At 63.9% G+C, this 26,327-nt stretch carries 29 protein-coding genes; 15 read left to right on the forward strand and 14 right to left on the reverse strand.

Translation table 11 applies throughout. The annotated features are described in order from the left end of the window. Positions 1-23: 23 nt before the first annotated feature. Positions 24-917 (reverse strand): LysR family transcriptional regulator, encoded by an 894-nt coding sequence (locus RMO95_RS11815; protein WP_310450834.1) that lies wholly within the window; start codon positions 915-917, stop codon positions 24-26. A 137-nt stretch (positions 918-1,054) separates the two neighbouring features. Here RMO95_RS11815 and RMO95_RS11820 point away from each other — a divergent pair, with 137 nt between their 5' ends. Continuing rightward, positions 1,055-1,252 carry a hypothetical protein gene (locus RMO95_RS11820; RefSeq protein WP_310450835.1) on the forward strand — a complete coding sequence of 66 codons (198 nt, stop codon included), beginning with the start codon at positions 1,055-1,057 and terminating at the stop codon, positions 1,250-1,252. A gap of 6 nt (positions 1,253-1,258) precedes the next feature. Here RMO95_RS11820 and RMO95_RS11825 read toward each other — a convergent pair whose 3' ends face one another. Next, positions 1,259-2,149, reverse strand: a complete 891-nt coding sequence (locus RMO95_RS11825; protein WP_310450836.1) for a DMT family transporter — start codon at positions 2,147-2,149, stop codon at positions 1,259-1,261. Beyond that, on the reverse strand, positions 2,146-2,637 hold the full coding sequence (locus RMO95_RS11830; RefSeq protein ID WP_310450837.1) for a flavin reductase family protein: 492 nt from the start codon (positions 2,635-2,637) through the stop codon (positions 2,146-2,148). The genes RMO95_RS11825 and RMO95_RS11830 overlap by 4 nt, the downstream gene beginning before the upstream one ends. Positions 2,638-2,696: 59 nt before the next feature. Here RMO95_RS11830 and purT point away from each other — a divergent pair, with 59 nt between their 5' ends. Together purT and mutY are read left to right on the forward strand one after the other, a co-directional pair. Continuing rightward, on the forward strand, positions 2,697-3,962 hold the full coding sequence (gene purT, locus RMO95_RS11835; RefSeq protein WP_310450838.1) for a formate-dependent phosphoribosylglycinamide formyltransferase: 1,266 nt from the start codon (positions 2,697-2,699) through the stop codon (positions 3,960-3,962). A 4-nt stretch (positions 3,963-3,966) separates the two neighbouring features. Beyond that, positions 3,967-5,034 carry an A/G-specific adenine glycosylase gene (gene mutY / locus RMO95_RS11840; RefSeq protein ID WP_310450839.1) on the forward strand — a complete coding sequence of 356 codons (1,068 nt, stop codon included), beginning with the start codon at positions 3,967-3,969 and terminating at the stop codon, positions 5,032-5,034. Here the strand turns inward: mutY and RMO95_RS11845 are convergent. From RMO95_RS11845 to rapZ, 4 genes are all read right to left on the reverse strand, one after another. Continuing rightward, on the reverse strand, positions 4,992-5,603 hold the full coding sequence (locus RMO95_RS11845) for an LON peptidase substrate-binding domain-containing protein (protein ID WP_310450840.1): 612 nt from the start codon (positions 5,601-5,603) through the stop codon (positions 4,992-4,994). The two genes, mutY and RMO95_RS11845, sit on opposite strands and share 43 nt — an antisense overlap. Continuing rightward, positions 5,600-6,166 carry a Gx transporter family protein gene (locus RMO95_RS11850; RefSeq protein ID WP_310450841.1) on the reverse strand — a complete coding sequence of 189 codons (567 nt, stop codon included), beginning with the start codon at positions 6,164-6,166 and terminating at the stop codon, positions 5,600-5,602. The genes RMO95_RS11845 and RMO95_RS11850 overlap by 4 nt, the downstream gene beginning before the upstream one ends. Next, positions 6,147-6,584 (reverse strand): NusG domain II-containing protein, encoded by a 438-nt coding sequence (locus RMO95_RS11855; protein ID WP_310450842.1) that lies wholly within the window; start codon positions 6,582-6,584, stop codon positions 6,147-6,149. Before RMO95_RS11855 ends, RMO95_RS11850 begins: the two co-directional genes overlap by 20 nt. A 116-nt stretch (positions 6,585-6,700) precedes the next feature. After that, positions 6,701-7,543: an RNase adapter RapZ gene (rapZ, locus tag RMO95_RS11860; protein WP_310450843.1), complete on the reverse strand. Its 843-nt coding sequence runs from the start codon at positions 7,541-7,543 to the stop codon at positions 6,701-6,703. A gap of 138 nt (positions 7,544-7,681) precedes the next feature. Between rapZ and RMO95_RS11865 the strand changes: the two genes are divergently transcribed. Then, the gene (locus tag RMO95_RS11865) at positions 7,682-7,960 is read left to right on the forward strand and encodes a hypothetical protein (RefSeq protein WP_310450844.1); all 279 of its coding nucleotides are present in this window, start codon (positions 7,682-7,684) and stop codon (positions 7,958-7,960) included. Positions 7,961-8,042: 82 nt separating this feature from the next. On the opposite strand, the gene RMO95_RS11870 is transcribed toward RMO95_RS11865, so the two are convergent. Next, the gene (locus tag RMO95_RS11870; protein ID WP_310450845.1) at positions 8,043-8,615 is read right to left on the reverse strand and encodes a nucleoside deaminase; all 573 of its coding nucleotides are present in this window, start codon (positions 8,613-8,615) and stop codon (positions 8,043-8,045) included. A gap of 57 nt (positions 8,616-8,672) precedes the next feature. Between RMO95_RS11870 and RMO95_RS11875 the strand changes: the two genes are divergently transcribed. The 10 genes from RMO95_RS11875 (at position 8,673) to RMO95_RS11920 (ending at position 19,887) form a co-directional block, all read left to right on the forward strand. Then, on the forward strand, positions 8,673-8,954 hold the full coding sequence (locus RMO95_RS11875; RefSeq protein ID WP_310450846.1) for an AbrB/MazE/SpoVT family DNA-binding domain-containing protein: 282 nt from the start codon (positions 8,673-8,675) through the stop codon (positions 8,952-8,954). Further along, positions 8,954-9,376, forward strand: coding sequence for a type II toxin-antitoxin system VapC family toxin (locus RMO95_RS11880; RefSeq protein ID WP_310450847.1), 423 nt, complete (start codon positions 8,954-8,956; stop codon positions 9,374-9,376). The genes RMO95_RS11875 and RMO95_RS11880 overlap by 1 nt, the downstream gene beginning before the upstream one ends. Positions 9,377-9,703: 327 nt before the next feature. Further along, positions 9,704-12,184 carry a class I SAM-dependent DNA methyltransferase gene (locus RMO95_RS11885; protein ID WP_310450848.1) on the forward strand — a complete coding sequence of 827 codons (2,481 nt, stop codon included), beginning with the start codon at positions 9,704-9,706 and terminating at the stop codon, positions 12,182-12,184. After that, entirely contained in the window at positions 12,175-13,455 is a 1,281-nt protein-coding gene (locus RMO95_RS11890; RefSeq protein ID WP_310450849.1) for a restriction endonuclease subunit S, read from the forward strand. Before RMO95_RS11885 ends, RMO95_RS11890 begins: the two co-directional genes overlap by 10 nt. Further along, positions 13,452-15,002, forward strand: coding sequence for an ATP-binding protein (locus RMO95_RS11895; protein WP_310450850.1), 1,551 nt, complete (start codon positions 13,452-13,454; stop codon positions 15,000-15,002). The genes RMO95_RS11890 and RMO95_RS11895 overlap by 4 nt, the downstream gene beginning before the upstream one ends. After that, positions 14,999-15,136 carry a hypothetical protein gene (locus RMO95_RS11900; RefSeq protein WP_310450851.1) on the forward strand — a complete coding sequence of 46 codons (138 nt, stop codon included), beginning with the start codon at positions 14,999-15,001 and terminating at the stop codon, positions 15,134-15,136. Before RMO95_RS11895 ends, RMO95_RS11900 begins: the two co-directional genes overlap by 4 nt. Continuing rightward, complete coding sequence (locus RMO95_RS11905; protein ID WP_310450852.1) at positions 15,129-17,393, forward strand: HsdR family type I site-specific deoxyribonuclease; 2,265 nt, start codon at positions 15,129-15,131, stop codon at positions 17,391-17,393. The genes RMO95_RS11900 and RMO95_RS11905 overlap by 8 nt, the downstream gene beginning before the upstream one ends. Beyond that, positions 17,309-18,244 (forward strand): hypothetical protein, encoded by a 936-nt coding sequence (locus tag RMO95_RS11910; protein WP_310450853.1) that lies wholly within the window; start codon positions 17,309-17,311, stop codon positions 18,242-18,244. The genes RMO95_RS11905 and RMO95_RS11910 overlap by 85 nt, the downstream gene beginning before the upstream one ends. Further along, the gene (locus RMO95_RS11915) at positions 18,241-18,960 is read left to right on the forward strand and encodes a SprT family zinc-dependent metalloprotease (RefSeq protein ID WP_310450854.1); all 720 of its coding nucleotides are present in this window, start codon (positions 18,241-18,243) and stop codon (positions 18,958-18,960) included. Before RMO95_RS11910 ends, RMO95_RS11915 begins: the two co-directional genes overlap by 4 nt. A 696-nt stretch (positions 18,961-19,656) precedes the next feature. Then, on the forward strand, positions 19,657-19,887 hold the full coding sequence (locus tag RMO95_RS11920) for a type II toxin-antitoxin system Phd/YefM family antitoxin (protein ID WP_310450855.1): 231 nt from the start codon (positions 19,657-19,659) through the stop codon (positions 19,885-19,887). A 144-nt stretch (positions 19,888-20,031) separates the two neighbouring features. Here the strand turns inward: RMO95_RS11920 and RMO95_RS11925 are convergent, their stop codons facing one another. Next, entirely contained in the window at positions 20,032-20,256 is a 225-nt protein-coding gene (locus tag RMO95_RS11925; RefSeq protein ID WP_310450856.1) for a hypothetical protein, read from the reverse strand. Positions 20,257-20,464: 208 nt separating this feature from the next. On the opposite strand from RMO95_RS11925, the gene RMO95_RS11930 reads away from it, so the two are divergent. Further along, entirely contained in the window at positions 20,465-21,295 is an 831-nt protein-coding gene (locus RMO95_RS11930; RefSeq protein ID WP_310450857.1) for a diguanylate cyclase, read from the forward strand. Positions 21,296-21,298: 3 nt separating this feature from the next. Here RMO95_RS11930 and RMO95_RS11935 read toward each other — a convergent pair whose 3' ends face one another. The 5 genes from RMO95_RS11935 to RMO95_RS11955 all read right to left on the reverse strand — a co-directional run bounded on the left by RMO95_RS11935 (position 21,299) and on the right by RMO95_RS11955 (position 26,321). Beyond that, positions 21,299-22,228, reverse strand: a complete 930-nt coding sequence (locus RMO95_RS11935) for an MBL fold metallo-hydrolase (protein ID WP_310450858.1) — start codon at positions 22,226-22,228, stop codon at positions 21,299-21,301. After that, positions 22,215-22,415: a DUF1289 domain-containing protein gene (locus RMO95_RS11940; RefSeq protein WP_310450859.1), complete on the reverse strand. Its 201-nt coding sequence runs from the start codon at positions 22,413-22,415 to the stop codon at positions 22,215-22,217. The genes RMO95_RS11935 and RMO95_RS11940 overlap by 14 nt, the downstream gene beginning before the upstream one ends. 28 nt (positions 22,416-22,443) lie before the next feature. Continuing rightward, positions 22,444-23,358, reverse strand: coding sequence for a hydroxymethylglutaryl-CoA lyase (locus RMO95_RS11945; RefSeq protein ID WP_310450860.1), 915 nt, complete (start codon positions 23,356-23,358; stop codon positions 22,444-22,446). Between the two features lie 6 nt (positions 23,359-23,364). After that, positions 23,365-25,419, reverse strand: a complete 2,055-nt coding sequence (locus tag RMO95_RS11950) for an acetyl/propionyl/methylcrotonyl-CoA carboxylase subunit alpha (protein ID WP_310450861.1) — start codon at positions 25,417-25,419, stop codon at positions 23,365-23,367. A 116-nt stretch (positions 25,420-25,535) separates the two neighbouring features. Next, a complete protein-coding gene (locus RMO95_RS11955) occupies positions 25,536-26,321 on the reverse strand; it encodes an enoyl-CoA hydratase/isomerase family protein (RefSeq protein WP_310450862.1) in 786 nt (261 codons plus the stop codon). Positions 26,322-26,327 lie beyond the last annotated feature (6 nt).

The following is a 26,327-nucleotide window of genomic DNA, read 5'->3' on the forward strand; positions in this document are numbered from 1 at the left end:
TCACTTTCATGGAAATTCGAGGTTCACGCACGAGCCTGGCGCCAGGGCGCGCTGCCGAATTCGGCGACCAGGAAATCCACCATCGCGCGCACCTTGGGCGAAAGATTGCGACCGCTGGGATAAGTGGCAAACAGCGGCACCGGCTCGACGTGGTGCCAGTCGGCAAGTATCGGCACCAGCGTGCCTTGGCGAATCGATTCGGCGACCACGACGTCGGACAGGCGCGTGATGCCGACCCCGGCCAGGGCCAGTTGCAGCACGGTCTCGGCATTGTTGGTGACGACATTGCCGTCCACATGCACCACGCGGATGCCGTCGTCGGTATCGAAGGGCCAGCGGCGCAGGGCAGGCAGGCTGGTGATCCACAGGCAATTGTGCTGCTGCAGGTCGTCCGGGGTGCGCGGCCGGCCGTGCCGCTCCAGGTAACTGGGCGAGGCGCAGATCACCCGTTCCAGGTTGCAGATGCGGCGCGCCACCAGCGAGGATTCGACCAGCGGGCCGATGCGGATCGCCAGGTCCACCCCCTCCTGCATCGCCCCCAGAGGCTGATCGCTGATGGTGATGTCGATCTCGACCGCCGGATGCAGTTCGAGGAAGCGCGGGATCGCGGGTGCCAGTTGATGCGTGCCGAAGGTGGAGCCGCTGTATAGGCGCAGCATCCCGCGCGGACTGGCGCCGGCTTCGGCAACCTCCGCCTCGGCTTCGTCCATGGCGGCAAGTATCGGCCGGGCGCGGGCGTAGAAGGCCTCGCCCTCGGCAGTCAGTTGCAGGCGGCGCGTGGTCCGCTGCAGCAGCCGGGCGCCGAGACGATCCTCAAGCCGGGTCACCAGCTTGGACAGGGCCGATGGCGTCAGTCCCATTTCCCGCGCTGCAGCAGAAAACCCGCCGGTTTCCACGGCACGGACAAAGGCGGTCATCTGAGCAGCGCGATCCATAAGCTATTATGGAATAATATTCATCAATGTTGTTCCTTAATTAGATATTGTATTCATATCAATATGTAATTACATTGGAGGCATGCGGTGTTGCGCCGCACCATTAAAAGGAAGTCATCATGCTCCCCCTCAATTTGGCCACCATCGACAAGGAAGCCCGCCAATTGCGTACTGCCGAACTACAACGCCTTCAAGGCTTGTTCTTCGCGAAAGTGAGCACCTACGGCCATCTGCTGGCCGGCGCTGCCCATTCAGGTCTGACGACGATCAGCACCAGCCTGCGCCACCTGTTCTCCTGGAATCCGCAGGCCCACTGAGGCCGGCTAGATCGCCTTCGGCGCCTGTCGCGCCCCCAGCACTGCGCCGGCCGTGACTGCGGCCAGGCCGGCCAGTGCCAGCAGCGACAAGGGCTCATCGAGCACCGGCACCGCCGCCAGCGCGGACAGGCCGGGCACGACCGCCATCAGCAGGGCCACGGCCTGCGGCCCCAGATGGCGCACCGCCCGCGTGTACAGCAGCATGGCGACGAACACCACCAGCACCCCCTGATACACGGACTGCATCAGGATTTCGGCCAGCGGCGCCTGGTCCAGGGTGCTCGGCAGCAACAACCACCAGATCGGCAGATAAACCACGGCACTGCCCAGCGTCGTGCTCACCGTCGCCGTCAGCGGCGAGACCGGATAGCGGCGCAACAACAGGGTGAAGGTCGCCCATGACGAGGAACCGCAGAGGAACAGCAGGTCGCCGACCACCTGCATGCCGCTGATCTGCGCGCCGTATAGCAGCGTATCGGCGGCCGTCAGCACGATGCCGGCAAACACCAGCGCCAGCGCGATGCGCTGCGGCCGCGAGGGCGCCTGCTTGAGCCACAGCCAGGCAATCACCGCGGTCGCGAAGGGCAGCGCGCCCGGCATCAGCACCGAAGCATGGGCCGCCGGCGCCAGGCGAAAGGCCGAATACACCGCGACCGCATAGCCGATGCCGCCGAACAGCGAGAACAGCGCAATCACCTTGAGCGGCGGCAGGCTCACGCGATGCAGGAAGAACAGCGCGATCAACGCGCCGACGCCGAAGCGCAGCGCGGTGACATCCCAGCCGGTCAGCACGCCCTTGCCGCCGGCCCGCGTGACGAGGATAAAGCCGGTCCAGATGCAGATCGTGGCGACGACGGCGATCCAGCCGGCGCGCGAGGAGGATTGATGCGCCGTCAAGCGAGGCTGCGGTAGCGTCCGCCATGAAAGATCAGCGGCGGCTTGGCCTGGCGTTCGAAGCGCTCGACATAACCGACCAGAATCAAGTGGTCGCCGCCCGGATAGCGCAGTTCATTGCGGCACTCGAACCAGGCGCAGCAGCCGGGCAGCAGCGGCGTGTCGCCAGCGCCAACTTTCAGTTCGATGCCGGCGAACTTGTCGCTCTGCGACTGCGCGAAGCGCTGCGAGAATTCCATCTGGTCGGCGGCGAGGACATTGACCGAATAATGACTGCAGGATTCGAAGACCGCCAGCGAGGGCGAGTGCAGGCCCAGGCTCCACAGCACCAGCGGCGGCTCGAGCGAAACCGAGGCGAAGGAGTTGATGGTGACGCCGACCGGCTGGCCGTCGGCGCTGCGCGCGGTGACCACGGCGACGCCGGTGGCGAAGTCACCCAGGGCATCGCGCAGGCTGCGTGGGTCGAAACTGTATGAAAACGGCTGGTTCATTGGGCTACTCGTCGGCAGGCTCTAAAATCGGGGGAACATCAATTTATCGGGAGCACCTGATGGGCATCGTAAAACGTATCGGCACTCCTCTGTCTCCGTCCGCCACGCGCGTGATGCTGCTGGGTTGCGGCGAACTGGGCAAGGAAGTGATTATCGCATTGCAGCGCCTGGGTTGCGAGGTGATCGGCGTCGATCGCTACGCCGACGCGCCGGGCATGCAGGTCGCGCATCGCAGCCATGTCGTGACCATGACCGACGGCGCCGCGCTGCGCGCGGTGATCGAAAAGGAAAAGCCGCAGCTCGTGGTGCCCGAGATCGAGGCCATCGCCACGGCGACCCTGGTCGAGATCGAGCGCGACGGCGTGGCCGGACATTTTCCGGAATTCATTCCGACCGCCCGCGCCGCGCAATTGACCATGAACCGTGAAGGGATACGCCGCCTCGCCGCCGAGGAACTCGGCCTGCCGACTTCGCCCTACAAGTTCGCCGACTCGCTGGCCGAGCTGCAGGCCGCAATCGACGGAAATGCGGACGGAGGGATCGGTTATCCCTGCGTGGTCAAGCCGGTCATGTCGTCCTCGGGCAAGGGCCAGTCGCTGCTGAAATCGGCGACCGACGTGCAGCAAGCCTGGGATTACTCGCAGGCTGCGGGCCGCGTCGGCGCCGGTCGGGTGATCGTCGAGGGCTTCATCGATTTCGACTACGAGATCACGCAATTGACGGTGCGCGCACTCGGCGCCGGCGGCGTCGATTCAAGCAATGGTGCCTCTGGCGAGGTCGAAACCTTCTTCTGCGATCCGATCGGCCACGTCCAGGTCAATGGCGATTACGTCGAGAGCTGGCAGCCGATGGCCATGACCCCAACCGCGCTGCAGAAATCGCGCGAGATCGCCCGTGCCATCACCGGCAACCTCGGCGGGCGCGGCATCTTCGGCGTCGAACTGTTCATAAAGGGCGACCAGGTCTGGTTCTCCGAGGTCAGCCCGCGGCCGCACGATACGGGCCTGGTGACGCTGGCGACGCAACGCCTGTCCGAATTCGAACTGCATGCACGCGCCATTCTCGGCCTGCCGGTCGACACCAGCCTGCGCCGTCCCGGCGCCTCGGCGGTGATCTACGGCGGCCTGGAGGAAAAGGGCATAGCCTTCGAAGGCGTCGCCGATGCGCTGCAGGTGCCCGAATCCGACCTGCGCCTGTTCGGCAAGCCCGAGAGTTTCAAGAAGCGCCGCATGGGCGTCGCGGTGGCGAATGCCGAGACCACCGACGAGGCGCGGACGCGCGCCAAGCTGGCGGCAAGCCGCGTCAGGCCCGTCCCGGGTAAATGACGGCTTGAACGGATTTGCGCAACGCCTGATCGCCTGGCACAAGCGCCACGGCCGGCACGACCTGCCGTGGCAGAACACCACCGATCCCTACCGCGTCTGGCTGTCGGAAATCATGCTGCAGCAGACCCAGGTGGCGACCGTGATTCCCTACTACCTGCGTTTTCTCGAGCGCTTTCCGCGGCTCGCCGCGCTTGCCGCGGCGCCGGTCGAGGAAGTCATGGCGCTGTGGAGCGGACTCGGCTACTACGCCCGCGCGCGCAACCTGCACGCCTGTGCCCAGGCGGTGATGGGCCGGCACGGCGGCAAGTTTCCGCACGATCCGGATGTCATCGCGGAACTGCCCGGCATCGGCCGCTCCACCGCCAACTCGATCGCCACTTTCTGCTTCGGCGCCCACGCGCCGATTCTCGACGGCAACGTCAAGCGCGTGCTGTGCCGCGCCTGCGGCATCGAAGGCCAGCCCGCCAGCAGCGCGGTGGACAAGCGTCTGTGGGCGCTGGCCGCGGAGTTGATGCCGGCGCGTCAGGGCGCGATCTACAACCAGGCGCAGATGGATCTCGGCGCCATGGTCTGCACCCGGACCAAGCCGCGCTGCGAGGCCTGCCCGCTCAATGACATCTGCGTTGCCCGCGCCAGCGGCCGCACCGCCGAACTGCCGACACCGAAGCCGCGCCGCGAGATTCCGCTGCGCCATGCCACGCTGCTGGTGCTGCAGGACGGCGCTCGCGTGCTGCTGGAAACCCGGCCGCCGACCGGCATCTGGGGCGGACTGCTGTCGCTGCCGGAATTACCGCCAGGCGCCGACGCAGAAGCCTGGGCCGAACAGCGCTTCGGCTGCCGCGTGATCGCCGTGTCGCCAGCGCCAACTCTTGTGCATGGCTTCAGCCATTTCCGCCTGCACATCGCGCCGCTGCTGCTGCGCGTGAAGCCGCATCACTGCGCGATGGAACCGGGCCGACAGTGGCTGGACCTGGCCGCCACCGCCGACGCCGCGCTGCCGGCGCCGATCCGGACCATCCTCGATGCGCTTCACGCGTCGGGCAGCAGGCCCTTGCTTTCGAGAAAGCGATAAATGATTTCCAGGCGGTCGATGCTGTCGTCCATCTCCAGCAGCTTCTGCTTCGCCGCATTGGGGATCGGCAGCACCTCGGCATAGCGCATGCCGAGCCAGCTGGCGTCGAAGAAGCGGTGCGGCAGGGCCGGCGCATGCGGCGCATCGGCCGCCATGTCTTCGACGATGGCGCGCAGCAGCGGCACCAGCCGCGCGTAGGCGCCGGGAATCGGCATGATCGCCGGCGTCGTCGCGATCAGTTCGATCTCGCCGCGCAGCAGGCCGGAATCCTCCACCCAGTGCCGCTGCAAACGAAAGCGTTCGCCGCCCTGGGCGACGATGTCGAGCACGCCGAGCTGCTGCATGTCCCAGTCGGCGATGTGCGCCAGCGTGCCCACCGCGTGCGGCTCGGCCGGCTTGTGGCCGGCGACGGCAACTTCCTCGCCTTTGGCGATCAGGCAGATGCCGAAGGAGGCGGATTCCTTGAGGCAGACCTTGGCCATGTCCATGTAGCGCTGTTCGAAAATCCGCATCGGCAGCCGCCCGCCGGGAAACAGCACGGATTGCAGGGGAAACAGGGGAATGATCATGAGGCGGCTTTCGCGGAAGGCGGCGTGGCGGGGATGGTCACGGCTGCGGCCACGGGTATGGCCAATAAGCGCGCCGCCACCAACCCGTTGATGGTACCGAAGACCAGCGCCGCCGTGGCGAACAGCGGCAGCAGGTAGAACACGCCGTCATGCGGCACCAGCCAGACCCGCGCCAGTGCAATCTGCCCGCCGATGTGGGCGAAGGCCGCCAGCACGCTGGCCGATACCGGGCCGAAGAAGCGCGGCGGCAGGTGTTGCGCCAGCGCCAGCACTCCGAGGCTGCACAAGGCGCCGGCCAGCGCGAGAAAAAAGCCCGGGGCGAGGAACTGGCCGATCACCAGGCTGCCCGCCACCACGCGCAGCAGGCTGACCCAGGCCGCATCGTGCCAGCCGTAGCGCGTCAGCACCACCAGCACGATGATGTTGGCCAGGCCCGGCTTGATGCCCGGCAGCGGACTCGGCAGCGCCGCCTCGGCGACCGTCAGCGCGATCGCCGCCGCCGCGTAACGCGCGATGCGGTAATCGTCGGCGGTGACCGGCAACTCAATAGTTGAGCGTGTCATAGGCGCCATTCTGGCCGCTGCGGCCCGCAAGCTGCAGCGTGACGTGATTCGGCGCGCAGATCGCCACCGCATTGGCTCGCGTCAGCCAGCCCTGCTGCACGCAGTACTGGCGCGGGCCGGGATCGGACAGCACGCGGGCGCGGCCGGGCTGCACCTCGATCACCGTGGTGCCGATGGCGCCGGCGACCGCATACTTGCGCGGAATGTTCAGCGCCAGCTCGGTCACCAGTTGGCCGTCGCGCCTGACGATGGCGCGGTCCGCCACGCCGCCGCGCCACAGCAAGGGGTAGGAGGCCGCCACCAGTGCCGCGGCGCAAACCAGCAGCAGCCAGTCGCCGGGTTTCAGCAGCCGGCGCCAGGGCAGATGGCCGTCGCCCGTCGCATGCGCCAGCAGCTCGCGCAACAAGTCGGCGTGCATTCCCCCCAGCCCCCTTTCCGGGAAAGGGGGTGACGGCGGTTCGCGGTCATCGCCCGCTCCGGGGCCAGACGGACCCGCCTTGGGGCGGCCCGGCGCCGGGTCGGGAATCCGCTCATTCATTCGATCAGGCTGCGATGCCGCACCAGCACCCGGGCCGAATCGCGGAAATGCGCGGCAAGCCTTTCGGCCAGATACACCGAGCGGTGCTGGCCGCCGGTGCAGCCGATGCCCACCGTCAGATAGGAGCGGTTGTCGCGGATATAGGCCGGCAGCCAGTCGCCGATGAAGCGGCGCAGGTCGGCCTCCATGCGCGCCACCTCGGGCTGCGCGTCGAGGAAGCGGATCACCTCGATGTCGCGACCGGTCAGCGGCCGCAGCGCCGGGTCGTAATGCGGGTTGGGCAGGCAGCGCACGTCGAACACCAGGTCGGCGTCGAGCGGAATGCCGTTCTTGAAACCGAAGGACTGGAACAGCAGCGTCAGCCCGGCGCGCTCATCGAGCGCGGCGAACTCCTTGACGCAGGCGCGCAACGCATTCGGCCGCAGGTTGCTGGTATCGATGTGGTGGCCGAGCGAAGCCAGCATTTCCAGCGCCTCGCGCTCGCGCGCGATGGCCTCCCCCAGCGTCACGTCGTCGGTCGCCAGCGGATGGCGGCGGCGCGTCTCGGAAAAGCGCTGGATCAGCACGTCGTCGCGCGCATCGAGAAACACGAAACGCAGCGTGACGCCCTCGGATTCCAGCTTGCGCAATTGCGGCGGCAGCGCCGCTATGCTCGACCCGCCGCGCATGTCCACCGCCACGGCGGCCATGCGGTGCCCTTCCAGCCGCAGGTGCTCGACCAGATCCGACAACAGCGGCGCCGGCAGGTTGTCCACGCAGTAATAGCCGGCGTCTTCCAGCACGTTGAGCGCAATGGATTTGCCGGACCCGGAAAGGCCGCTGATGAGCACGACTTGCATGGGTGAAAGGATAGCGGATTACGGCGGGCAGCGCGTCAATGTAACTGTTGAACCCAGGCCGGACTTTGCGGGGTAATCTAGCCCGAAGCCAACCCTTGCTTGCCGCGCAATTCGTCAGGCTCTTCTGGAGATACTCCCGTGCCCAAGAACATCGTCGTATCCACTGTCGTTGCACTGATTGTCGTGGCCTTGGCGTTCGCGCTGAATCCCTCGCCCGAAAAACACCGCGAGGAGATCAGGAAGGCAGTGGGAGAGCGCAGCCCCATCGCTGCCGTGCTTGGCCTGGGCGCCTTGACCGCATTCGTTTCCACCTACCATCCCCTGGGCGTCGCTTCGTACACCACGGTCAATGATCGGGTTGTCTCGGTTGGGGCGTTCGGAGTGGTCGTCTTCATCGAGCCCTCGAAGCAGAAGTGAGAGGAGAAGTGAGCCATTGCTCAAAGACCCCTGACTTGGCGAACCCACGCCGCCGACCAGGCCGGCGCGGCATAGAACGCCCTCATCCCAGGCGCGCGTTGTATATCGGTCCACCGGCCTTGTGGTAGCTGCGCAAGATCGCGCAGGCCTCGTCGCGCAGCAGGTCGGTCGCTACCGAAATGCCGCGTGCCTGCAGCTCATCGATCCAGTTCGCCGGCCGCGGGCCTTCGTCGAATCCCAGAGCGACGACATCCTCCCCGCGCGCCGCGCACACCAGGTGGCGTGCGCCGGACCAGAGAACCGCCCCCAGGCACATCATGCAGGGCTCGGCGCTGGTCACCAGCTCGCAGGCGGGCAGCCCGGAAGCGCCGAGGTCGTGGCTGCCCAGTCGCGCCTGCGCCAGCGACAGGGCGAGGATCTCGGCGTGCGCCGAGGAACAGCGGCTCGCCACCACGCGATTGACACCCGCCGCCAGCAATCGGCCGCTGTCGCGCTCGAACACTGCGGCCGCGAACGGCCCACCTCCCGCCGCGAGATTGTCCCGCGCGAGTCCCAGCACAAAACGCATACGCGCCTCCGGCGCTGCAAGAACCGTCGGCGTAGCATTCGCCCGCGCCAGAAAGTCGGGCAGCTCGATATGCAATCCAGTATCCATCACTTAATCGTAGCATCAGGGCGCAAAGGTCTCGCGCTACGGGCCAATGGGATTACAGTGGATACACGACTCCGTATATCCGACGATGCCATGATGAACCTGCATATCGCGCGCTGGGGCAACAGCCTGGCCCTGCGCATTCCTGCCGACTACGCCCGCCGCGCCGGCATCAAGGAAGGCGACAGTATTGAAGCCGGCCTGACCGTGGATGGAGGAATTGCGCTGCGTCCCGCCCGCTGGAACCGCAAGCAGTTTGCGCAGGAACTCGCCAGGACACGCGATTCCATGCCGCCGGGAAGTTCGGTGATCGACGAATTGCGGCGCGGTGCGCGCTACTGATGCTTTACGTCGATACCAGCGTGCCGGTTGCGCTGCACACGCCGGAAGCCAAGAGCGGCGCCGTTTCGCGCTGGTATGCCGCTTGCGCCGAGCAACTCGTTTCCGCCGCATGGTGCGTCTCCGAGTTCGCCAGCGCCCTCGGCATCAAGCAGCGCACCGGCCAGATCGACGAAGTCGTCGCGCAAACCGCGCGGCGCCAATTCGAACGCATGTGCGCCGGCGACCTGTATCTGCTTCCGGTGGAAGCCACCACCCTTCATCGCGCAGCGATCCTGTCGCTGGATGTCGCCTCAGGCCTGCGCGCCGGAGATTCCCTGCATCTCGCCGCCGCGCTGGATGCCAAGGCCAAGGGCATGGCGACGCTCGACGAAGTGATGGCGAAGAATGTGAAGCGACTTAAATTCAAGCTGGTTGCGTTCTGACCGGAATTGGATTCGACGCTGCCCCCTATAGCGTCTCAACAGGTTTCAGATTCGGCTCCAGTCGGCCAGGAGCGGCAGTCGCCACCGACAGCTAACCGGAAGGCAAAATGGTGGGGCAGTAGCAGCTTGTCAAGCGATGACAGCGTCACGCAGCATGGCAAACTATTCGCTTTGTTGGTTCCCGGTCGGTGGCAATCATTTTCACAAGAAATAATGCCTCCGGTTTCCAGCGCCAGAAAATTACGCGTCCTTTGTCCGCCGCCCTCCGTAATGTAAAGTTGCGCGCTTGTGCCTAATGGCCTCGAAACGCAAACAACTGCCCCTTCCATGGCCATCAAGAAATCCGACCTCTATTCCTCCCTCTGGGCCTCGTGCGATGCGCTGCGTGGCGGCATGGATGCCAGCCAGTACAAGGATTACGTCCTGTTCCTGCTGTTCATCAAATACATCAGCGACAAGTACGGCAACAGCGACGATTTCGCCCCGCCGGTAACGATCCCGAAAGGCGCAAGCTTCAAGGACATGATCGCCCTCAAGGGCAAGAGCGACATCGGCGACAAGATCAACACCCAGATCATTCAGCCGCTGATCGATGCCAATGCCCGGCTGGCCCGCAGCGACTTCCCCGACTTCAACGACCCCAACAAGCTCGGCGAAGGCAAGGACATGGTGGACACGCTGTCCAACCTGATCGGCATCTTCCAGAAGCCCGAACTCGACTTCTCGCAGAACCGCGCCGAGCACGACGATATCCTCGGCGACGCCTACGAATACCTGATGCGGCACTTCGCCAGCGAATCTGGCAAGGCTAAAGGCCAGTTCTACACCCCGTCCGAAGTCAGCCGCGTCATCGCCAAGGTGATCGGCATCGCGCCCGACAACACCACCGCGCGCACCACCGCCTACGATCCCACCTGCGGCTCCGGCTCGTTGCTGTTGAAGGTGGCCGCCGAAGCCGGCAAGCACATCACGCTCGAAGGGCAGGAGAAGGACGTGACCACGGCCGGCCTGGCCCGCATGAACATGATCCTGCATGACTTTCCGACCGCAAACATTCTCTCCGGCAACACGCTCGCGGCGCCCAAGTTCAAGGACGGCGAGAGTCTGCGCACCTACGACTACGTCGTCGCCAATCCGCCGTTTTCCGACAAGACCTGGAGTACCGGCCTCACGCCTGCCACCGACCCCTACCAGCGCTTCGCCTGGGGCGTGCCGCCCACCAAGCAGGGCGACTACGCCTACCTGCTACACATCGTCCGCAGCATGAAAGGCAAGGGCAAGGCCGCCTGCATCCTGCCCCACGGCGTGCTGTTTCGCGGCAACGCCGAGGCCGCGATACGCGAGCAACTGGTTCGCTCCGGCATCCTCAAGGGCATCATCGGCCTGCCGGCCAACCTGTTCTACGGCACCGGCATTCCCGCCTGCATCCTGGTGCTCGACAAAGAGAACGCCACCGCGCGCAAGGGCGTGTTCATGGTCGACGCCTCCAAAGCCTTTATCAAGGACGGCAACAAGAATCGCCTGCGCGAGCAGGACATCCACAAGATCGTCGATATCTTCGCCCGCCAGATCGATACCCCGCGCTACGCCCGCATGGTGTCCTTAGACGAGATCGCCGATCCGAGGAACTACTTCAACCTCAACTTGCCGCGCTACATCGACAGCAGTGAGCCGGAGGACTTGCAGGACATCGATGGCCACCTGCGCGGCGGTATACCCGAGCGCGATCTCGACGCCTTCGCTGCCGACTGGCAGGAAATGCCCGGCCTGCGCGCCGCCCTGTTCAAATCGCGGCGCCGCGGCTACGTCCGTCTCAAGCTGCCCCTGCCCGAGGTCAAACCCGCCATCCTCGGCCATGCGGAATTCATCGCTTTTCAACGCAAGGTGGCCATGCTGTTCACCAAATGGCGGAAAGCTATCGCCCCGCGCCTTACCGGCTTCGGCGTGAACGACCATCCGAAGGCGCTGATCGAAACCGTATCCGAAGTATTGCTCGCCGCCTTTCAGGCAGCGCCGCTGCTCGACCCCTACGACATCTATCAGCACCTGATGGACTACTGGGCCGAGACGATGCAGGACGACGCCTACCTGATCGCCGCCGACGGCTGGGTCAAGGGCGCGCAGCCGCGCGAGATCGTGCAGGTCAAGGACAAGAACAACAAGCTCGTCTGGCCCGAACCGCACGACTACCTCAAAGGCAAGCGGCGCTTCAAGTCCGATCTGCTGCCGGCGACGATACTGGTCGCCAGATACTTCGCCGCCGAGCGCGATGCCATCGCCGCGCTGGACAACCGGCACGCTACGCTGGAGCAGCAACTCGACGAAATACGCGAGGAGCACGGCGGCGAGGACGGGCTGCTCGCGGAAGCCAATGAGGCAAACGAGGGCGAACCGCTCAAAATTACTACGAAGAGTTTGAAAGCAGCGCTCAAGAAAGTCGGACTAACCCCGGATGATGCCGACGAACGAAATGCGCTGGAAGCTTACGCGGACTTGCTCGAACAGCAGACCGATGCCAAGGCTAAACGCAAGGCCGCGCAAGCCGATCTGGACAAGAAGATCGACGCCAAATACCCCAAGCTCAGGGAGGCTGAAATCAAGATCCTGGTGGTGGACGACAAATGGATGGCGCGCTTGCAAGCCGCCGTGCAGGGCGAACTGGATCGCGTCTCACAGACCCTCACCGGCCGCATTCGCGAACTAGCCGAACGCTACGCCACGCCGCTGCCGAAACTCACCAAGCACGTCGAGGAGCTCGAAGCCTGCGTGAGCCGCCACCTGGAGAAGATGGGGTTCGCATGGAAGTGAGGGAGCCCAGCGCCAAGTATCTCGCGAAGCCGGCCTACAAGCAGACGGAGGTAGGGCTGATTCCGGAGGATTGGGATGTGGGGCCGCTTTCTCGTGTAGCTGAGATAAGAGGTGGTATCGCAAAGAACTCAAACGTTGAGGCTAGTGATCCGATTTCCGTCCACTACCTACGAGTTGCGAATGTTCAGGATGGGTTCTTGGATCTTTCTGAGATGAGCAAGATTCAATTGAGCCGACACGATCTAAAGCGCTACACGGTGTTGCCTGGCGACGTATTGATGAATGAAGGAGGTGATCTCGACAAACTGGGCAGGGGGGCTATCTGGCACGGTGAGTTCAACCCGTGTGTGCATCAAAACCATGTTTTCGTTGTGCGATGCAAACCGGCTTTGCTACCCGACTATCTCAATGCTTGGACGGCAACGAGTTCCGCGCGTCGATTTTTCCTTCTCGCCGGAAAGCAGACTACGAATTTAGCCTCAATTAGCAAATCCTCGCTCGCAGAACTGCCGGTTGCAGTCCCGCCCATCCCCGAACAACGCGCCATCGCGGCGGTGTTGAGCGATGTGGATGCGCTGCTGGATGGGCTGGAGCGGCTCATCGCCAAGAAGCGCGGCCTCAAACAGGCCGCCATGCAACAACTCCTCACCGGCCAAACCCGTCTCCCCGGCTTCAGCGATAAGTGGGAGCTGAAGCGATTGGGAGATGTGGCTGATGCGCTGAAAGGAAGCGGGCTATCCAAAGGCCGGCTAACACTGTCTGGTGCTCGGCCTTGCCTTTTATATGGTGAGCTATTTACAACCTACACAAGAGTGATTCGGACTGTGGTTAGTCGAACGGATTCCTGTGACGGGTGCACTTCTGTTTCTGGAGATGTGCTATTGCCAGGATCTACAACAACCTCTGGCATGGACTTGGCGACGGCATCGGCATTGCTCAAAGACGGGGTGGCTCTGGGGGGAGACATCAATGTCATCAGACGGCGTGGAAATGATTACGATCCGGAATTCCTCGCCAATTACCTGACTAGCGTAATGCGCAAGCAGATTGCTGAACTAACACAGGGCATCACCATTCATCACCTGTATGGCAGGAACTTGAAGGCCCTGACGCTTAAGCTTCCCTCGCTCCCCGAACAAACCGCCATCGCCGCCGTCCTTTCCGACATGGACGCCGAATTGTCGGCGCTGGTGGCACGGCGCGACAAGACCCGCGACCTCAAGCAGGCGATGATGCAGGAACTGCTCACCGGGAGGATTCGTCTCGTATGAAGCCCGTTCGCATCTTCATCAGCAGCGTACAGAAGGAACTGGAACTTGAGCGTGCCGCCGTGGCCGGGTTGATCTCCACCGATCCCTTCCTGCTCCAGCATGGCGTGCCCGTGCTGTTCGAGAAGGAGCCGCCGCCACCCCGGCCGGCCAGCAGACCCTATCTCGCGGCGCTGAAGGGCTGTCAGGCGTATGTGTTGATTATCGCGAACGAGTATGGCGGCGCGGACGGCGAGATTTCCGCGACACACCACGAATACCGGCTTGCGCAGGAATTGAAGCTGCCCACGGTCGTGTTCCTCAAGGGCGCCACGGATGGCGCGCGATCACCGGAAGTGAAGGCGCTGATCGCCGAGGTGAAACAGGAAGGTTTCACCTACAAGCGATTCCACGACCGCGAGGATTTGCGTCCGCTGATGCTGGAGGCGCTGCACCGCATGCTGGCAGAGGCGTTCGCGATTCAGGCTACCCCGGACGAAGTTGCCGAGGGCGAGCAACAGGTGGGATCCGCGTCGCCGTTCGAAACCGCGGTTCTCACCGATGCGTTTGTGACCGGACTGGACCGGGGACTGCTCGACCGCTTCAACGCCAGCATCGCGGCAAACACAGCGGAGCCGCTTTTCCGCTCCGGGAGCGAGGCGCTTCACGCTCGCGGCCTTGCGGTCAGCGCCGGGGCCAGGGATCGGTTTCACCCGACGACCGGGGCGTTCGTCCTGTTTGCGCCCAAACCGGCGAATCGCTTCCCACAGTGCGAGATTCTGGCCGACGCTTACGAGGGGGCGCGCATCACGGGGCGCCCGAAAGGACAGTCGGGCATCAATGCTCCGCTGCCGTTCGCGCTTGAGCAGGCGCTGAAGTTCATCGACGACCACAGCTTTCACCCGCGCCGGGTCGTGGGTTTGAACAACGTGCGCCTAGACGAGTATCCGACGGCGGCGTTGCGCGAGGCGCTGGTCAACGCGGTGGCGCACCGCAACTACGAGGATGCGGCCCGGAAGATTTTCGTGCGCGTGTTCAGCGACCGCATCGAGATCGCCAGTCCCGGTTATCCACTGAAGCCGTTGACGCCCGCGCGCCTGCGCCGGGGCAACTACCGGCCCTGTTCGCGCAATCCGCTGATCGCCCAGACGCTGGCCACGCTGTCGCTGATGGAGCAGCGCGGCACGGGGTTCGCCCGGATGCGGGACGCCATGCTGGACCACGGCCTAGACGAACCGAAGATCGAGCAGCAGGACGGGTTCTTCGTCGTCACGCTGCCCGGCCCGGCGGGCAACTTCGACCGGATCAAGACGCCCGCCACTTTCACCGGCCCGGTCACCCCGGCCATCGAGGCACAACTCAACGAGCGGCAGAAGCGCATCTTCGCCAGGGTGATGGCCGAGGGAATGGTGACGCGCGGCTGGTGCGTGACGGAGTTCGGCGTGGCCAATGACACCGCCGGCCGTGACCTGAAGGGGCTGACCGAGCTTGGGCTTCTGGAACTGGTCGGCAGGGGGCGGGCCGTGCATTACGTGGCCAAAACGACCGGCAATCGACCGACTCGATCATGAAATCGACCGCCACAGAATCGGCCGACAATCGACCGATGGTTTTTGAGAATCGACCGATGGTCATCCGCACCATGACGGCCATTCCCGTTAGCGGCATCGACGCCAGTAGCATCGCCGGAGAAATTCATGGCTGAACAACCTCGCTCCGAACGCAAGACGCAGAATCGCGTCATCGACCTGTTCACCGATAAGGCGCGGCCCGATTGCCTCGGCTACCACTATCTCGGCGAATGGAACAAGCGCGAGAACAACCGTTCCATCGAGACGGTGCTGCTGCGCGATAACCTTGCGGCGCGCGGCTATTCCGCCGCCCACATTGCCGCCGCCTTGCAAAAACTCGAAGCGGCGGCCGACGTCACCGGCATCACGCTCTACCAGGCCAATCTGCGCACTTACCAACTGCTGCGCTACGGAGCGGACGTTCAAGTCGCCGCCGGTCAGCCGCATGACAAAGTTCATCTGATCGACTGGGCCGACCCCTCGAAGAACGACTTTGCGCTGGCCGAGGAGGTGACGCTCAGGGGTGGTTACGAGCGACGGCCGGACATCGTGCTCTACCTCAATGGCATCGCCGTCGCGGTCATCGAACTCAAGCGCAGCTCGGTGGAGGTAGCCGACGGCGTGCGCCAGATATTCACCAACCAACAAGCAATTTTCAACCAGGGCTTTTTCAGCACCGTGCAACTGGTGCTGGCGGGCAGCGATTCGCAAGGGTTGCGTTACGGCACCACCGGCACGAAGGAACAGTTTTTCGTGGCGTGGAAGGACGAGGCTCCCGGCGAGACCGGTGCGACACCCGCCGCCGGAACGCTGCTCGACCGGCCGCTGGCGGCTTTGTGCAACAAGGCGCAGCTGCTCGACCTGATGCACAACTTCATCATCTTCGACGCGGGCCAGAAGAAGGTGCCGCGCCCGCATCAATATGCCGGGGTGAAGGCGGCGCAGGAGCGCATCGCCAGGCGCGAGGGCGGCGTGATCTGGCACACCCAGGGCAGCGGCAAGAGCATCCTGATGGTGCTGATCGCCAAATGGCTGCTGGAGCACGACCCCGAGGCGCGCATCCTGGTCGTCACCGACCGCGACGAGCTGGACAAGCAAATCGAGGGTGTGATGAAGAGTGCCGGCGTGATCGGCGCGAATTCGCCCTCGCCGCGCATCACTTCGCGCGCGGAGTTTGTCGAGAAGCTGGGAGAGACCACGACGCGACTGATGTGCGCGCTGATTCACAAGTTCGACGTGGCCGACCTGAAAGGCCCGGCGCCGAAGGTGCATGGACGTTTCTATGTGTTCGTGGACGAGTGCCACCGCACCCAGGGCGGCGACATGAACAGGCAGATGAAGCGCTGGCTGGAAGGCGCCATTTTCATCGGCTTTACCGGCACGCCGCTGCTGCGCCGCGACAGGCTGATGACGCGGGACGTGTTCGGCACCTACATCCACACCTACAAGTTCCATCAGGCGGTGGCCGACAAGGTTGTGCTCGACCTCAAGTACGAGGCGCGCGACGTGCCGGAACGGCTGTCCTCACCCAAGGCCATCGAAGATTACTTTGCAAAGAAGACCAAGACGCTGAACAACTTCCAGAAGGCGATACTGCGCAAGCGCTGGGCGACGATGGAAGAGCTGATGAGCGCGGGAGAGCGCAAGCAACGCATCATCTTCAGCATCATTCATGACTTCGATACAAAGCCGCGCCTTGACAATGAACGGGGCACGGCGATCCTGGTGGCCGCCTCGATCTACGACGCCTGCCACTACTTCCGCCTGTTCCAGAACACGATGTTCGGCCCCTACTGCGGGATCATCACGTCCTTCGAGCCGAACCACAATGCGATCTCGCGCGAGCCGGCCAACAGCGACGAGCGCTACAAGTTCGACACCTACACGCAGCATGTCCTCAAGAACAAACAGACGACCAAGCAGTATGAGGACGAGGCCAAGCGTCGCTTCATCGAGGAACCGGCGAACCTGAAGCTCCTGATCGTGGTGAGCAAGTTGCTGACCGGTTTCGATGCGCCGAGCTGCACCTACATTTACCTCGACAACGAACTGCACGACCACAATCTGTTTCAGGCAATTTGCCGCACCAACCGACTCGACGGCGACGACAAGAAATACGGCTACATAGTCGATTTCAAGCAACTCTTCGGCGACGTGCAGCAGGCCATCGCGGTGTATAGCTCCGACGAACTGGACATCGACCAGGGCAATGGCGGCGACAACAATGTGCACCTCAAGAACTGGCTGGAAGAGGGCAAGAAGCAACTGGACAATGCCCGGCAGGCGCTCGGCTACCTGTGCGAGCCGTGGCGCTGCCGCGCGAGGTGGAGCAGTACCTGCAGTACTTCTGCGGCTATGGCGACAAACCCGGCGTCAACGCCAACGCATTGACCGAAACTGAGGCGCTACGGGTGTCGTTCTACAAAGCGGTGGCGATCTTCGCGCGCGCCTATGCCGACCTTGCGCAGGACTTGACCGAGGCGGGATATGCCGACGCCGACGCAACGGCGCTGCAAAAGGAGGTCGAGTTCTACGCCGAAATTCGCTCGGCCATCAAGAAGCACTCCGGCGAGGAGCTGGACATCAAGCCCTTCGAGGCGGACATGCGCCACCTCATCAACACCTACATTCAGGCCGACCCGGCGGCGGAACTGGGCGAGTTGGGCGAGATGTCGCTGACCGAACTGATCATCGAGACCGGCATCCACGATGCCATCGCCAGGAAGCTCAACGAGAAGGGCAAGCTCTCGAAAAATGCCATCGCCGAAGGGATTATCAACAACGTCCGCAAGACCATCATTCGCGACCAGCTTACCGACCCGAGGTTCTACGCGCAGATGTCGAAGCTGCTCGACGACCTCATCAAGCAGAGCCGAACGGATACGGCGGCGTATGAAGAATTCCTGCGCAAGGCCGAAGACCTGGTCAAGCGGTTGGCGGCCAGGCAGCCGGAGGACGGCATTCCCGCGGTATTGCATGGCAAGCACGAGGCGACGGTGCTCTTCAACAATCTGGATTCGATTCCGGCGACGAGTTTTCGTTACCCGACCGCCGCTGAAGACAAGGCCGCGCTGGCCTTGAAGATCGACCTCGCGGTGCGCGAGCGTGCGCCTGCCGGATGGTACGGCGACCAGGCGCGCGAGGCGCAGGTGCTGAACGCTTTGTTCCCCCTTCTCGACCGCGACCGCGAGGCCACGCAGGCGCTGTTCGAGATCATCAAGCATCAGCCGGGGTATCTGTGACCGAGAACATCCAGATCGGCAACATCGAGATCGCCGTCACGCGCAAGGCGGTGAAGAACGTGCACCTGTCGGTCCATCCGCCGAGGGGCCGCGTTACGCTGGTGGCACCCACCGGAACCCGATTGGAAGTGGTCCGCGCCTTTGCAATCACCAAGCTGGGATGGATTCGCGACCAGCAGGCGAAACTGCTCGGGCAGGCGCGGGAGAAGCCGCGCAGGTTTATCGAGCGGGAAAGCCACTATCTCTGGGGGCGCCGCTACTTGATGTCGGTCGTCATGAAGGATGCGAAGCCAGTCGTGACGAGGGATCACCGGCGTATCACGCTGACAGTTCGCCCTGGCAGCACGCTGGCGAAGCGGGAACAGGTCATCGAGGAATGGCATCGCACCTTGCTACATCAGGTTGTGCCTGCGCTGATCGAAAAATGGGAAGCCAGGCTTGGCGTGAAGGTTGCCGGCTATTTCCTTCAGCGCATGAAAACCAAGTGGGGCGGTTGCAACCACCGGGCGGGGCACATTCGCCTGAATACCGAGTTGGTCAAGAAGCCCAGGGACTTGCTGGAGTACGTTGTCGTGCACGAAATGCTGCATCTGGTGGAGCCGACGCATAGCGACCGTTTCGTCGCGCTGCTGGAACGGCATTACCCGACGTGGCGGGAAGCGCGGGCGGAGTTGAATGAATTACCTCTGGCGGCGGAGGATTGGGCTGGACGGTAAGCGTATTTCCGGCGACAGCCAGCAAAGTCGGCGCTGGCAGAACGGCGGCAGATGCCGTCATGCGTTGAGGGACGCCCCCAAGGATGCGCACATTGCACCGTACTGGACGGCTGCTTTGAGGCGCCTTTCTTGAGTTGAGGAATGGCTCTTCTGGGCACCCAAGAGCCGTTGGCCCTAAGAAGCCGAAGGATAGTTCCCAGTTTTTTGCTGTCACCAAATCGCGTTCGTAAGGTTCGGGTTTGATTTGTTTTCGGCACGAGCCCGACACGCGCGACGGTTTGCCTTCCCCTCTGACCCGCCGAGCGAGGAAGGTCCGCCGGGGGAAGTCTGGTCGCGTTGTCCGACGACGGCCGCATTTTGGCCGGCTAGTTATTTCCGGCGCGGAGCGCCGGAAGGTATCCAGGCGATTAGCGACCGGCCCGGCGGGCCTTTCGCAGCGAGGGGTGAGCGCGGGGTTTCGCAAGGCCAATTGATTGGCCTTGCGCCGCGCGAACGGGCGAGACTCTGGCGAGCCCTCCGCCGCAGGGCCGGGGAGGCGGGGCGTGCTTCTTTGCCTACTTTCTTGCACGAGCAAGAAAGTAGGTCGCCCGCCGGGGCGAGTCCCGGCATGGAAGTTGAACCAGGCGCGTTATTGGACCAAGTCGAGCGATTCGACTAAATTGAATATCTCAACGTCGATCGAGTGGAGCATGCCCCATGCAAACATTTACCGCCAACGAAGCCAAGACCCGATTCGGGGAAATTCTCGACATCGTTCAACGTGAGCCGATCCGCGTAACGCGCGATGACAGGGTTGTCGGTGTCATGGTAAGCGTGCAGGACTATGAAGCGATGCGCGTCTTTTATGCCGAGCGCCTGCTTAGCGGTCTGCGCGCAAGCGCGGAAGCTGCAGCGGCAAACGGACTGACCGAGGAAAAGCTGGCCTAACTGCTGGCTGATGAAAGTTGAGGACGGCCCCCCATGGCTGTTCGACGCCGGCCGGGCTCTGCCCGCCGGGGCGGATACCGGCGAATTGACATTGCTGCTGGATTCCCGCCTTCGCGGGAATGACGGCAATAGTAGGCGCTGACGCTACGGCGCCATGGTCGGCAATATCCAGCCGTCCCTGACCTCGATGGACCGCGACCGGAGCAGTTCCCCGAGCAGCCAGGAACCGAAATCCTCGTCGGAAAATTCCAGCATGCGCTGGCTGACGCTGTCGAAGAAGGGCACGCTCTTCAGATAAGCCGGCAACTCGTCCTCGCGCAGGCGCTGCAGGCCGAGCAGGTTGAACGTAGCAGGCGGGCCAGCATCCATGCCTCGTCCATTTCAACCATGATTGCATTCTGCCGTGGCACTGGTTCAAGTCTAGCGTGCGGCGCGGAGCACGGCGTCATGGGAATTCAACATCGCCTGATTCTCGCGGCTAAAATTAGCGTTCCGGACCGGTCGCAAAATCATGCCAAACTTCTCTTCTGAAACCTCCGAGTTCATCGACAAACTGGATGCCGCGGTTGAGGCGCACATGAGTTGGACTCGCCGCGTGCTGCGCTGCGCGGTACTGCACGAGTCCCCCGGCGAGGATGTGTTTGCACCCATGGCACACACCCTGTGCGGCTTCGGTCAATGGTTCATGTCCAGCAGGGCACGGTTCCAGAAACTCGATGCGCCGGCCTCGGAAAGGCTCGATGCCGTGCATCAGGCGATGCATGGTGCGATACGCTCGATCTGCGCCGATGTGCTGGCCGGGCGACCGGGACGGGTCGCCGACCTGGATGCTTTTGAGCAGACTCAAAACGAACTGATCGCCTTGCTGTCCGAGTTCAAGACCCAGTTCCTCGCCAATGCCGCGCGGCACGATCCGCTGACCGGGCTTCCCCTGCGCTACGGACTGGAAGTCGAGTTCCTTCAGGTGCAGAAGAACTGCATCCGCAACGGAACCCAGCTCTATGTCGGCATGATCGATGCGGATCATTTCAAGCGCATCAACGACGATTACGGTCACCTGGCGGGCGATGCCGCGCTGCGCCACCTGGCCACTACGCTGAAAGGCGTCATACGCCTCAACGAACCGCTGTTCCGCTTCGGCGGAGAAGAGTTCCTGTTGCTCATGCAATGCCATACGCATGACGCGGCAACTGTCGCGGCGAAGCGCATTGTCGATGCGGTGCGCAATTCGCCCGTGCCGGTCGAGCATGGCACTCCTCTGCCATTGACAGTGACCCTCGGCCTGGCTTGGGTGGCGGACGAGGAAACCATGGCCAGCGCCATCGAGCGCGCCGACCGCGCCTTGTACGCTGGCAAGCAGGCCGGACGCGACCGTTACTGCATTGCCGGGAAATTGGTGGCGGCTTGACGCCTACGGCGCCATGGTCGGCAATATCCAGCCGTCCTTGATCTCAATGGACCGCGACCGGAGCAGTTCGCCGAGCAGCCACGAGGCGAAATCCTCGTCGGAGAAACCCAGCATGCGCTGGTTGACGCTGTCGAAGAAGGGCACGCTCTTGAGATAAGCCGGCAACTCGTCTTCGCGCAGGCGCTGCAGGTCGAGCAGGTTGAAGGTGAAACAGGCGCGCACGGCGTTGCGGCCGACGCGCGTCGAGTCGGCTTCGAAGGATTCCAGTCGCTTGAAGGCCCGCGCCAGGGCGGCATCGAAATCCTCGAAGGGCGCGCCGTGGCCGGGGATCACCGTATCGACGCCGAGCCGACCGATCATTTCCAGCGTGGCGCGCGTGGCCGGCAGGGCGTCCTTCCTGCCCATCAGTTCGCCGAAGATGATGCCGAAGCCGTCCTGCCACAGCGCGTCGCCCGAGATCAGGATGCGCTGTTCGGCGCAGTAATAGACCAGCGCCTCCATGTCGTGGCCGGGCGCCGGCAGGGCCTGCCAGCTCATGCCGCCCATTGCGAATTCGCTGTGGGCCTCGATCACCGCGTCATGGGCGAAACGGTGGCCGCGCTGTTTCGCGGCGTCGAGCAGCAGCGCGTCGGTATCCCAGTCGGTCACCATGCGTTCGATGCCGGCGGGAATCACGATCCTGCAGCCGAACTCGGCCTGCAGCGCCGCGTTGCCGCCGATGTGGTCGGAATGCGAGTGGGTGTTGATCAGGCGGCCGAGGCCGACGCTGCCGCGCCGTGCCGCCAACGCCGACTTTACGAGCGCCACGGTCTGCGGCGCATGGCCGACGTAGCCGGCATCGACCAGCGTGGCCGTATCGCCCTCGAAGAACAGCACGTTGTTCGAGGAGAGCCAGCCGCGCTCGATGACCTGGATAGTCTCAGGCAGCTTCATCGGTCGCAGTCCTGCCGGTGAGCCTGGGGTCGGGCTGGCCGCGGCGTTGCGCCACGGCCGCCAGGATCAGCCGTTTTTCGTCGTCGCCGACATTGGCCCAGCGCGCGATCTCGTCGAGGGTGCGAAAACATCCGGCGCAACGGCCCTCTTCCATTTTGCAGATGTTGATGCAGGGCGAATTCACCATGGCTGGGCCGCCGCGCCGGGCGATTCGATCACGCCTGTGTGGCGCGCTTGGCGAGGATGGCGCGGGCCACGCGCGAAGCCGATTCGCGCTTGAGCTGTTTGGAGATCCAGGCACCGGTGTCGACCAGTGCGTCGAGATCGATCCCGCTATCGATGCCCAGGCCCTGCAGCAACCAGACCACATCCTCGGTCGCAACGTTGCCGGAGGCGCCGGCGGCATAGGGACAGCCGCCGAGGCCGGCGACGGAACTATCGAATATGCCGATGCCCATTTGCAGCGCGGCGTAGATGTTGGCCGTGGCCATGCCGTAGGTATCGTGGAAATGGCCGGCGATCTTCTTCAGCGGAATGCGCCGCGCCACGGCCTCGATCATGTCCTTGGTGCGCTCGGGCGTGCCGGTGCCGATGGTGTCGCCCAGGCTGACCTCGTAGCAGCCCATGTCGATCAGCGCCTGCGCCACGTCGGCCACGGCCAGCGGCATCACCTCGCCTTGATAGGGGCAGCCCAGCACGCAGGAAACATAGCCGCGCACCTTGACCTCGGCCGCCTTGGCGGCCTCGACGATGGGGCGGAAGCGGTCCAGCGATTCGGCGATCGAGCAGTTGATGTTCTTCTGCGAAAACGCTTCCGAGGCCGCGCCGAATACCGCGACTTCCTTCGCCCCGGCCGCCAGCGCGGCTTCGAAGCCCTTCATGTTCGGCGTCAGCACCGGATAGGCGACATCGGGCAGCTTCTCGATGGCGGCGAAGACGGAGGCTGCGTCGGCCATCTGCGGCACCCACTTGGGCGAGACGAAGGCGGTGACCTCGATGCTCCTGAGGCCGGCTGCGCCCAGGCGGCGAATCAGCTCGACCTTGATCTCGGTGGCGACGGGCTTTTTTTCGTTCTGCAGACCGTCACGCGGTCCGACTTCGACGATGCGTACTTTGCTGGGGAGGGTCATACGAGTTCACTGTTGCTTGGCGACCTCGAATTCTACTAGCTCGGCCCCGTCGCTGACTTGATCTCCGACATTGAAACAGAAGGATTTCACCACCCCTGCGGACGGTGCGGCTATCGTATGTTCCATCTTCATCGCTTCGAGGATCAGGAGCGGAGCGCCCTTCTCCAGCCGGGCGCCGACTGCGGCGATCAGCGCGATGACCTTGCCCGGCATCGGTGCCGTGAGCCCGCCCTCGGCGCCGCCGCCGCTGCCGGCGTGGAACAGCGGATCGATCGCGGCAAAGACGAAAGAGAGCCCGTCGATGAAGACGTGGCGCTTCTCGTTGGCGGAGACCACGGTGACATTGATGCGGCGCCCGCCCAGATCGACGCGCAATTCGCCGCTGGCGGCAAAGCGTCCTGTCGCCGAGACGGTCTGGCCTTCGAATTCGAGCGTGAAGCCGTCGCCGACGTAGCCGGCATTGACGAGTTTTTCGACTTCGCCGGCGCGCAGCCTGATCTCGCGCCGTGCATTGCCGTTGAGACGCCAGCCGTCGCGGGCATGCCACGGCGAATGCGGATCGCGGCTCGCTGTCGCTTCGGCGGCAGCGTACTGCTGGTCGCGAATCAGTTCCGCCAGGGCCGCGACCAGCCAGGCTTCGGCCGGCGGTTCGGCGCTTTCGGGAAACAGAAAGGCGCGCTCGCGCTCGATCAAGCCGGTGTCGAGATCGGCCTGGGCGAAAGCCGGACAGGCGACCAGCCGCGAGAGGAAGCCGATGTTGTTCGACACCCCCACCACGCGGTAGTCGGCCAATGCCTGCAGCATGCGCGCGAGGGCGCGTTCGCGTGCGTTGGTGGCAGACCCGTCCCAGACGATCAGCTTGGCGATCATCGGGTCGTAGTGCGGCGAAATCTCGTCGTCCTGCTCGACGCCGGTATCGACGCGAACGTGCAGGGTCTCGGCCGGCGGCGCGAGGTGGATCAAACGGCCGATGGAAGGCAGGAAGCCCTTGTCCGGATCTTCGGCGTAGATGCGCGCCTCCAGCGCGTGGCCGCGGATCACCAGTTGTTCCTGGCGCAGCGGCAGCGTCTCGCCAGCGGCAACTTTCAACTGCCATTCGACCAGATCGAGGCCCGTGATCATTTCGGTCACCGGATGCTCGACCTGCAGCCGCGTGTTCATTTCCATGAAGTAGAAGGGTGGCAAATGAGTGCCGTCCTGCGCATCCACTCCAGCAACTGCGCCCGGAACGATGAACTCGACGGTACCGGCGCCGACGTAGCCGACCGCCAGCGCCGCATCGACGGCGGCCTTGCCCATCGCAGCACGGCGCGCAGGCGACATGCCGGGCGCCGGCGCCTCTTCGACGACCTTCTGGTGGCGGCGCTGCACCGAGCAATCGCGTTCGAACAGGTACACGCAATTGCCGTGGCTGTCGCCGAAGACCTGGATTTCAATGTGGCGCGGGCGCTGCAGGTATTTCTCGATCAGCACATGCCGGTCGCCGAAGGACGACGCCGCCTCGCGCTGGCAGGAGGCCAGCGCATCGAGGAAGTCCTCGCTGCGATCCACGGCGCGCATGCCCTTGCCGCCGCCGCCCGCGGCAGCCTTGATCAGCACCGGATAGCCGATCTGGTCGGCCTGCTGCCTGAGAAAATCGGGGTCTTGATTGTCGCCGTGATAGCCGGGAGTCAGCGGTACGCCGGCCCTTTCCATGAGCTTCTTGGCTTCGGACTTGGAACCCATGGCGCGGATCGCCGACACCGGCGGGCCGATGAAGATCAGGCCGTGCGCGGCGCAGGCCTCGGCGAAATCCTCGTTCTCGGAAAGGAAGCCGTAGCCGGGATGGATCGCCTGGGCGCCGGTGGCGCGCGCCGCGGCGACGATCTTCTCGATCACCAGATAGGATTCCTTGGGCGACGGTGCGCCGATGCAGACCGCCTCGTCGGCCAGACGCACGTGGCGCGCACCGGCGTCTGCCTCGGAATACACCGCGACGCTGCGGATGCCCATGCGCCGAGCGGTCTTGATGACACGGCAGGCGATTTCTCCGCGGTTGGCAATCAGAATCTTGGTAAACATCGAAACTCCTTCAACGCAGAGATCGCAGAGACGCAGAGAAAACAGAGAAGATCATTTCGTGAGTTTCTTTGCGCACTCTGCGCCTCCGCGTCCTCTGCGTTTAAAGCGGCTCACGGTTATGCCATCCACGACGGCTTGCGCTTTTCGAGGAAGGCCGTCATGCCCTCGCGGCCTTCTTCGCTGGCACGCAGGCGCGTGATGCGCTGCGCGGTGTCCTCGATGACTTGCGGCGAGAGCGGCTTCCAGGCTACGGCCGTAATCAGCTGCTTGCACTCGGCGAGCGCGCGCGGCCCGTTATTGAGCAGCGCATCGACGATCTCGCCGACCGCTTCGTCGAGCGCGGCAACGTCGGTGACTATCTCGTGCAGCAGGCCGATGCGGTAGGCCTCGGCCGCGGAGAAACGCTCGGCCGTCAACATGTAGCGGCGCGCGTAGCGCTCGCCGATCGCGGCGATGACATGCGGACTGATCACCGCGGGAATCAGGCCGAGCTTGACTTCGGTCAGCGAGAACTGGGCCTCGAAGGTGGCGATCGCCACGTCGCAGCAGGCCACCAGTCCGACGCCGCCACCATAGGCCGGGCCCTGGATGCGGGCCATGGTCGGCTTCGGGCATTGCGCGAGCTTGCGCAGCATCTCGGCCAGCGCACGCGAATCGCGCATGTTCTCTTCGTTGCCGTAGCCCGCGGCACGCTTCATCCAGTTGAGGTCGGCGCCGGCGCAGAAACTCTTGCCGGTGCTCGAAATAACCAGCACGCGCACCGCCGGATCGGCCGCCATGCGGTCGATGGCGTCGGACAGTTCGGCGATCAGCGCGTCGTCGAAGGCATTGTGCCGCTCGGGCCGGTTGAGGGTGATGATGCCGACGCCGAGGTCGGTTTCGGTAATGATGTTGTTGTACATGGAATC

The organism is Sulfuritalea sp. (assembly GCF_031426875.1).
Lineage (GTDB): Bacteria > Pseudomonadota > Gammaproteobacteria > Burkholderiales > Rhodocyclaceae > Sulfuritalea.

Bases quoted from the DNA above. Each gene is read 5' to 3' on its own strand.
- RMO95_RS11815 (WP_310450834.1), bottom strand. From the start codon at position 917: ATGACCGCCTTTGTCCGTGCCGTGGAAACCGGCGGGTTTTCTGCTGCA.
- RMO95_RS11820 (WP_310450835.1), top strand. From the start codon at position 1,055: ATGCTCCCCCTCAATTTGGCCACCATCGACAAGGAAGCCCGCCAATTG.
- RMO95_RS11830 (WP_310450837.1), bottom strand. From the start codon at position 2,637: ATGAACCAGCCGTTTTCATACAGTTTCGACCCACGCAGCCTGCGCGAT.
- purT (WP_310450838.1), top strand. From the start codon at position 2,697: ATGGGCATCGTAAAACGTATCGGCACTCCTCTGTCTCCGTCCGCCACG.
- RMO95_RS11845 (WP_310450840.1), bottom strand. From the start codon at position 5,603: ATGATCATTCCCCTGTTTCCCCTGCAATCCGTGCTGTTTCCCGGCGGG.
- RMO95_RS11850 (WP_310450841.1), bottom strand. From the start codon at position 6,166: ATGACACGCTCAACTATTGAGTTGCCGGTCACCGCCGACGATTACCGC.
- RMO95_RS11855 (WP_310450842.1), bottom strand. From the start codon at position 6,584: ATGCACGCCGACTTGTTGCGCGAGCTGCTGGCGCATGCGACGGGCGAC.
- rapZ (WP_310450843.1), bottom strand. From the start codon at position 7,543: ATGCAAGTCGTGCTCATCAGCGGCCTTTCCGGGTCCGGCAAATCCATT.
- RMO95_RS11870 (WP_310450845.1), bottom strand. From the start codon at position 8,615: ATGGATACTGGATTGCATATCGAGCTGCCCGACTTTCTGGCGCGGGCG.
- RMO95_RS11880 (WP_310450847.1), top strand. From the start codon at position 8,954: ATGCTTTACGTCGATACCAGCGTGCCGGTTGCGCTGCACACGCCGGAA.
- RMO95_RS11885 (WP_310450848.1), top strand. From the start codon at position 9,704: ATGGCCATCAAGAAATCCGACCTCTATTCCTCCCTCTGGGCCTCGTGC.
- RMO95_RS11890 (WP_310450849.1), top strand. From the start codon at position 12,175: ATGGAAGTGAGGGAGCCCAGCGCCAAGTATCTCGCGAAGCCGGCCTAC.
- RMO95_RS11895 (WP_310450850.1), top strand. From the start codon at position 13,452: ATGAAGCCCGTTCGCATCTTCATCAGCAGCGTACAGAAGGAACTGGAA.
- RMO95_RS11900 (WP_310450851.1), top strand. From the start codon at position 14,999: ATGAAATCGACCGCCACAGAATCGGCCGACAATCGACCGATGGTTTTT.
- RMO95_RS11905 (WP_310450852.1), top strand. From the start codon at position 15,129: ATGGCTGAACAACCTCGCTCCGAACGCAAGACGCAGAATCGCGTCATC.
- RMO95_RS11920 (WP_310450855.1), top strand. From the start codon at position 19,657: ATGCAAACATTTACCGCCAACGAAGCCAAGACCCGATTCGGGGAAATT.
- RMO95_RS11925 (WP_310450856.1), bottom strand. From the start codon at position 20,256: ATGGATGCTGGCCCGCCTGCTACGTTCAACCTGCTCGGCCTGCAGCGC.
- RMO95_RS11930 (WP_310450857.1), top strand. From the start codon at position 20,465: ATGAGTTGGACTCGCCGCGTGCTGCGCTGCGCGGTACTGCACGAGTCC.
- RMO95_RS11935 (WP_310450858.1), bottom strand. From the start codon at position 22,228: ATGAAGCTGCCTGAGACTATCCAGGTCATCGAGCGCGGCTGGCTCTCC.
- RMO95_RS11940 (WP_310450859.1), bottom strand. From the start codon at position 22,415: ATGGTGAATTCGCCCTGCATCAACATCTGCAAAATGGAAGAGGGCCGT.
- RMO95_RS11945 (WP_310450860.1), bottom strand. From the start codon at position 23,358: ATGACCCTCCCCAGCAAAGTACGCATCGTCGAAGTCGGACCGCGTGAC.
- RMO95_RS11950 (WP_310450861.1), bottom strand. From the start codon at position 25,419: ATGTTTACCAAGATTCTGATTGCCAACCGCGGAGAAATCGCCTGCCGT.
- RMO95_RS11955 (WP_310450862.1), bottom strand. From the start codon at position 26,321: ATGTACAACAACATCATTACCGAAACCGACCTCGGCGTCGGCATCATC.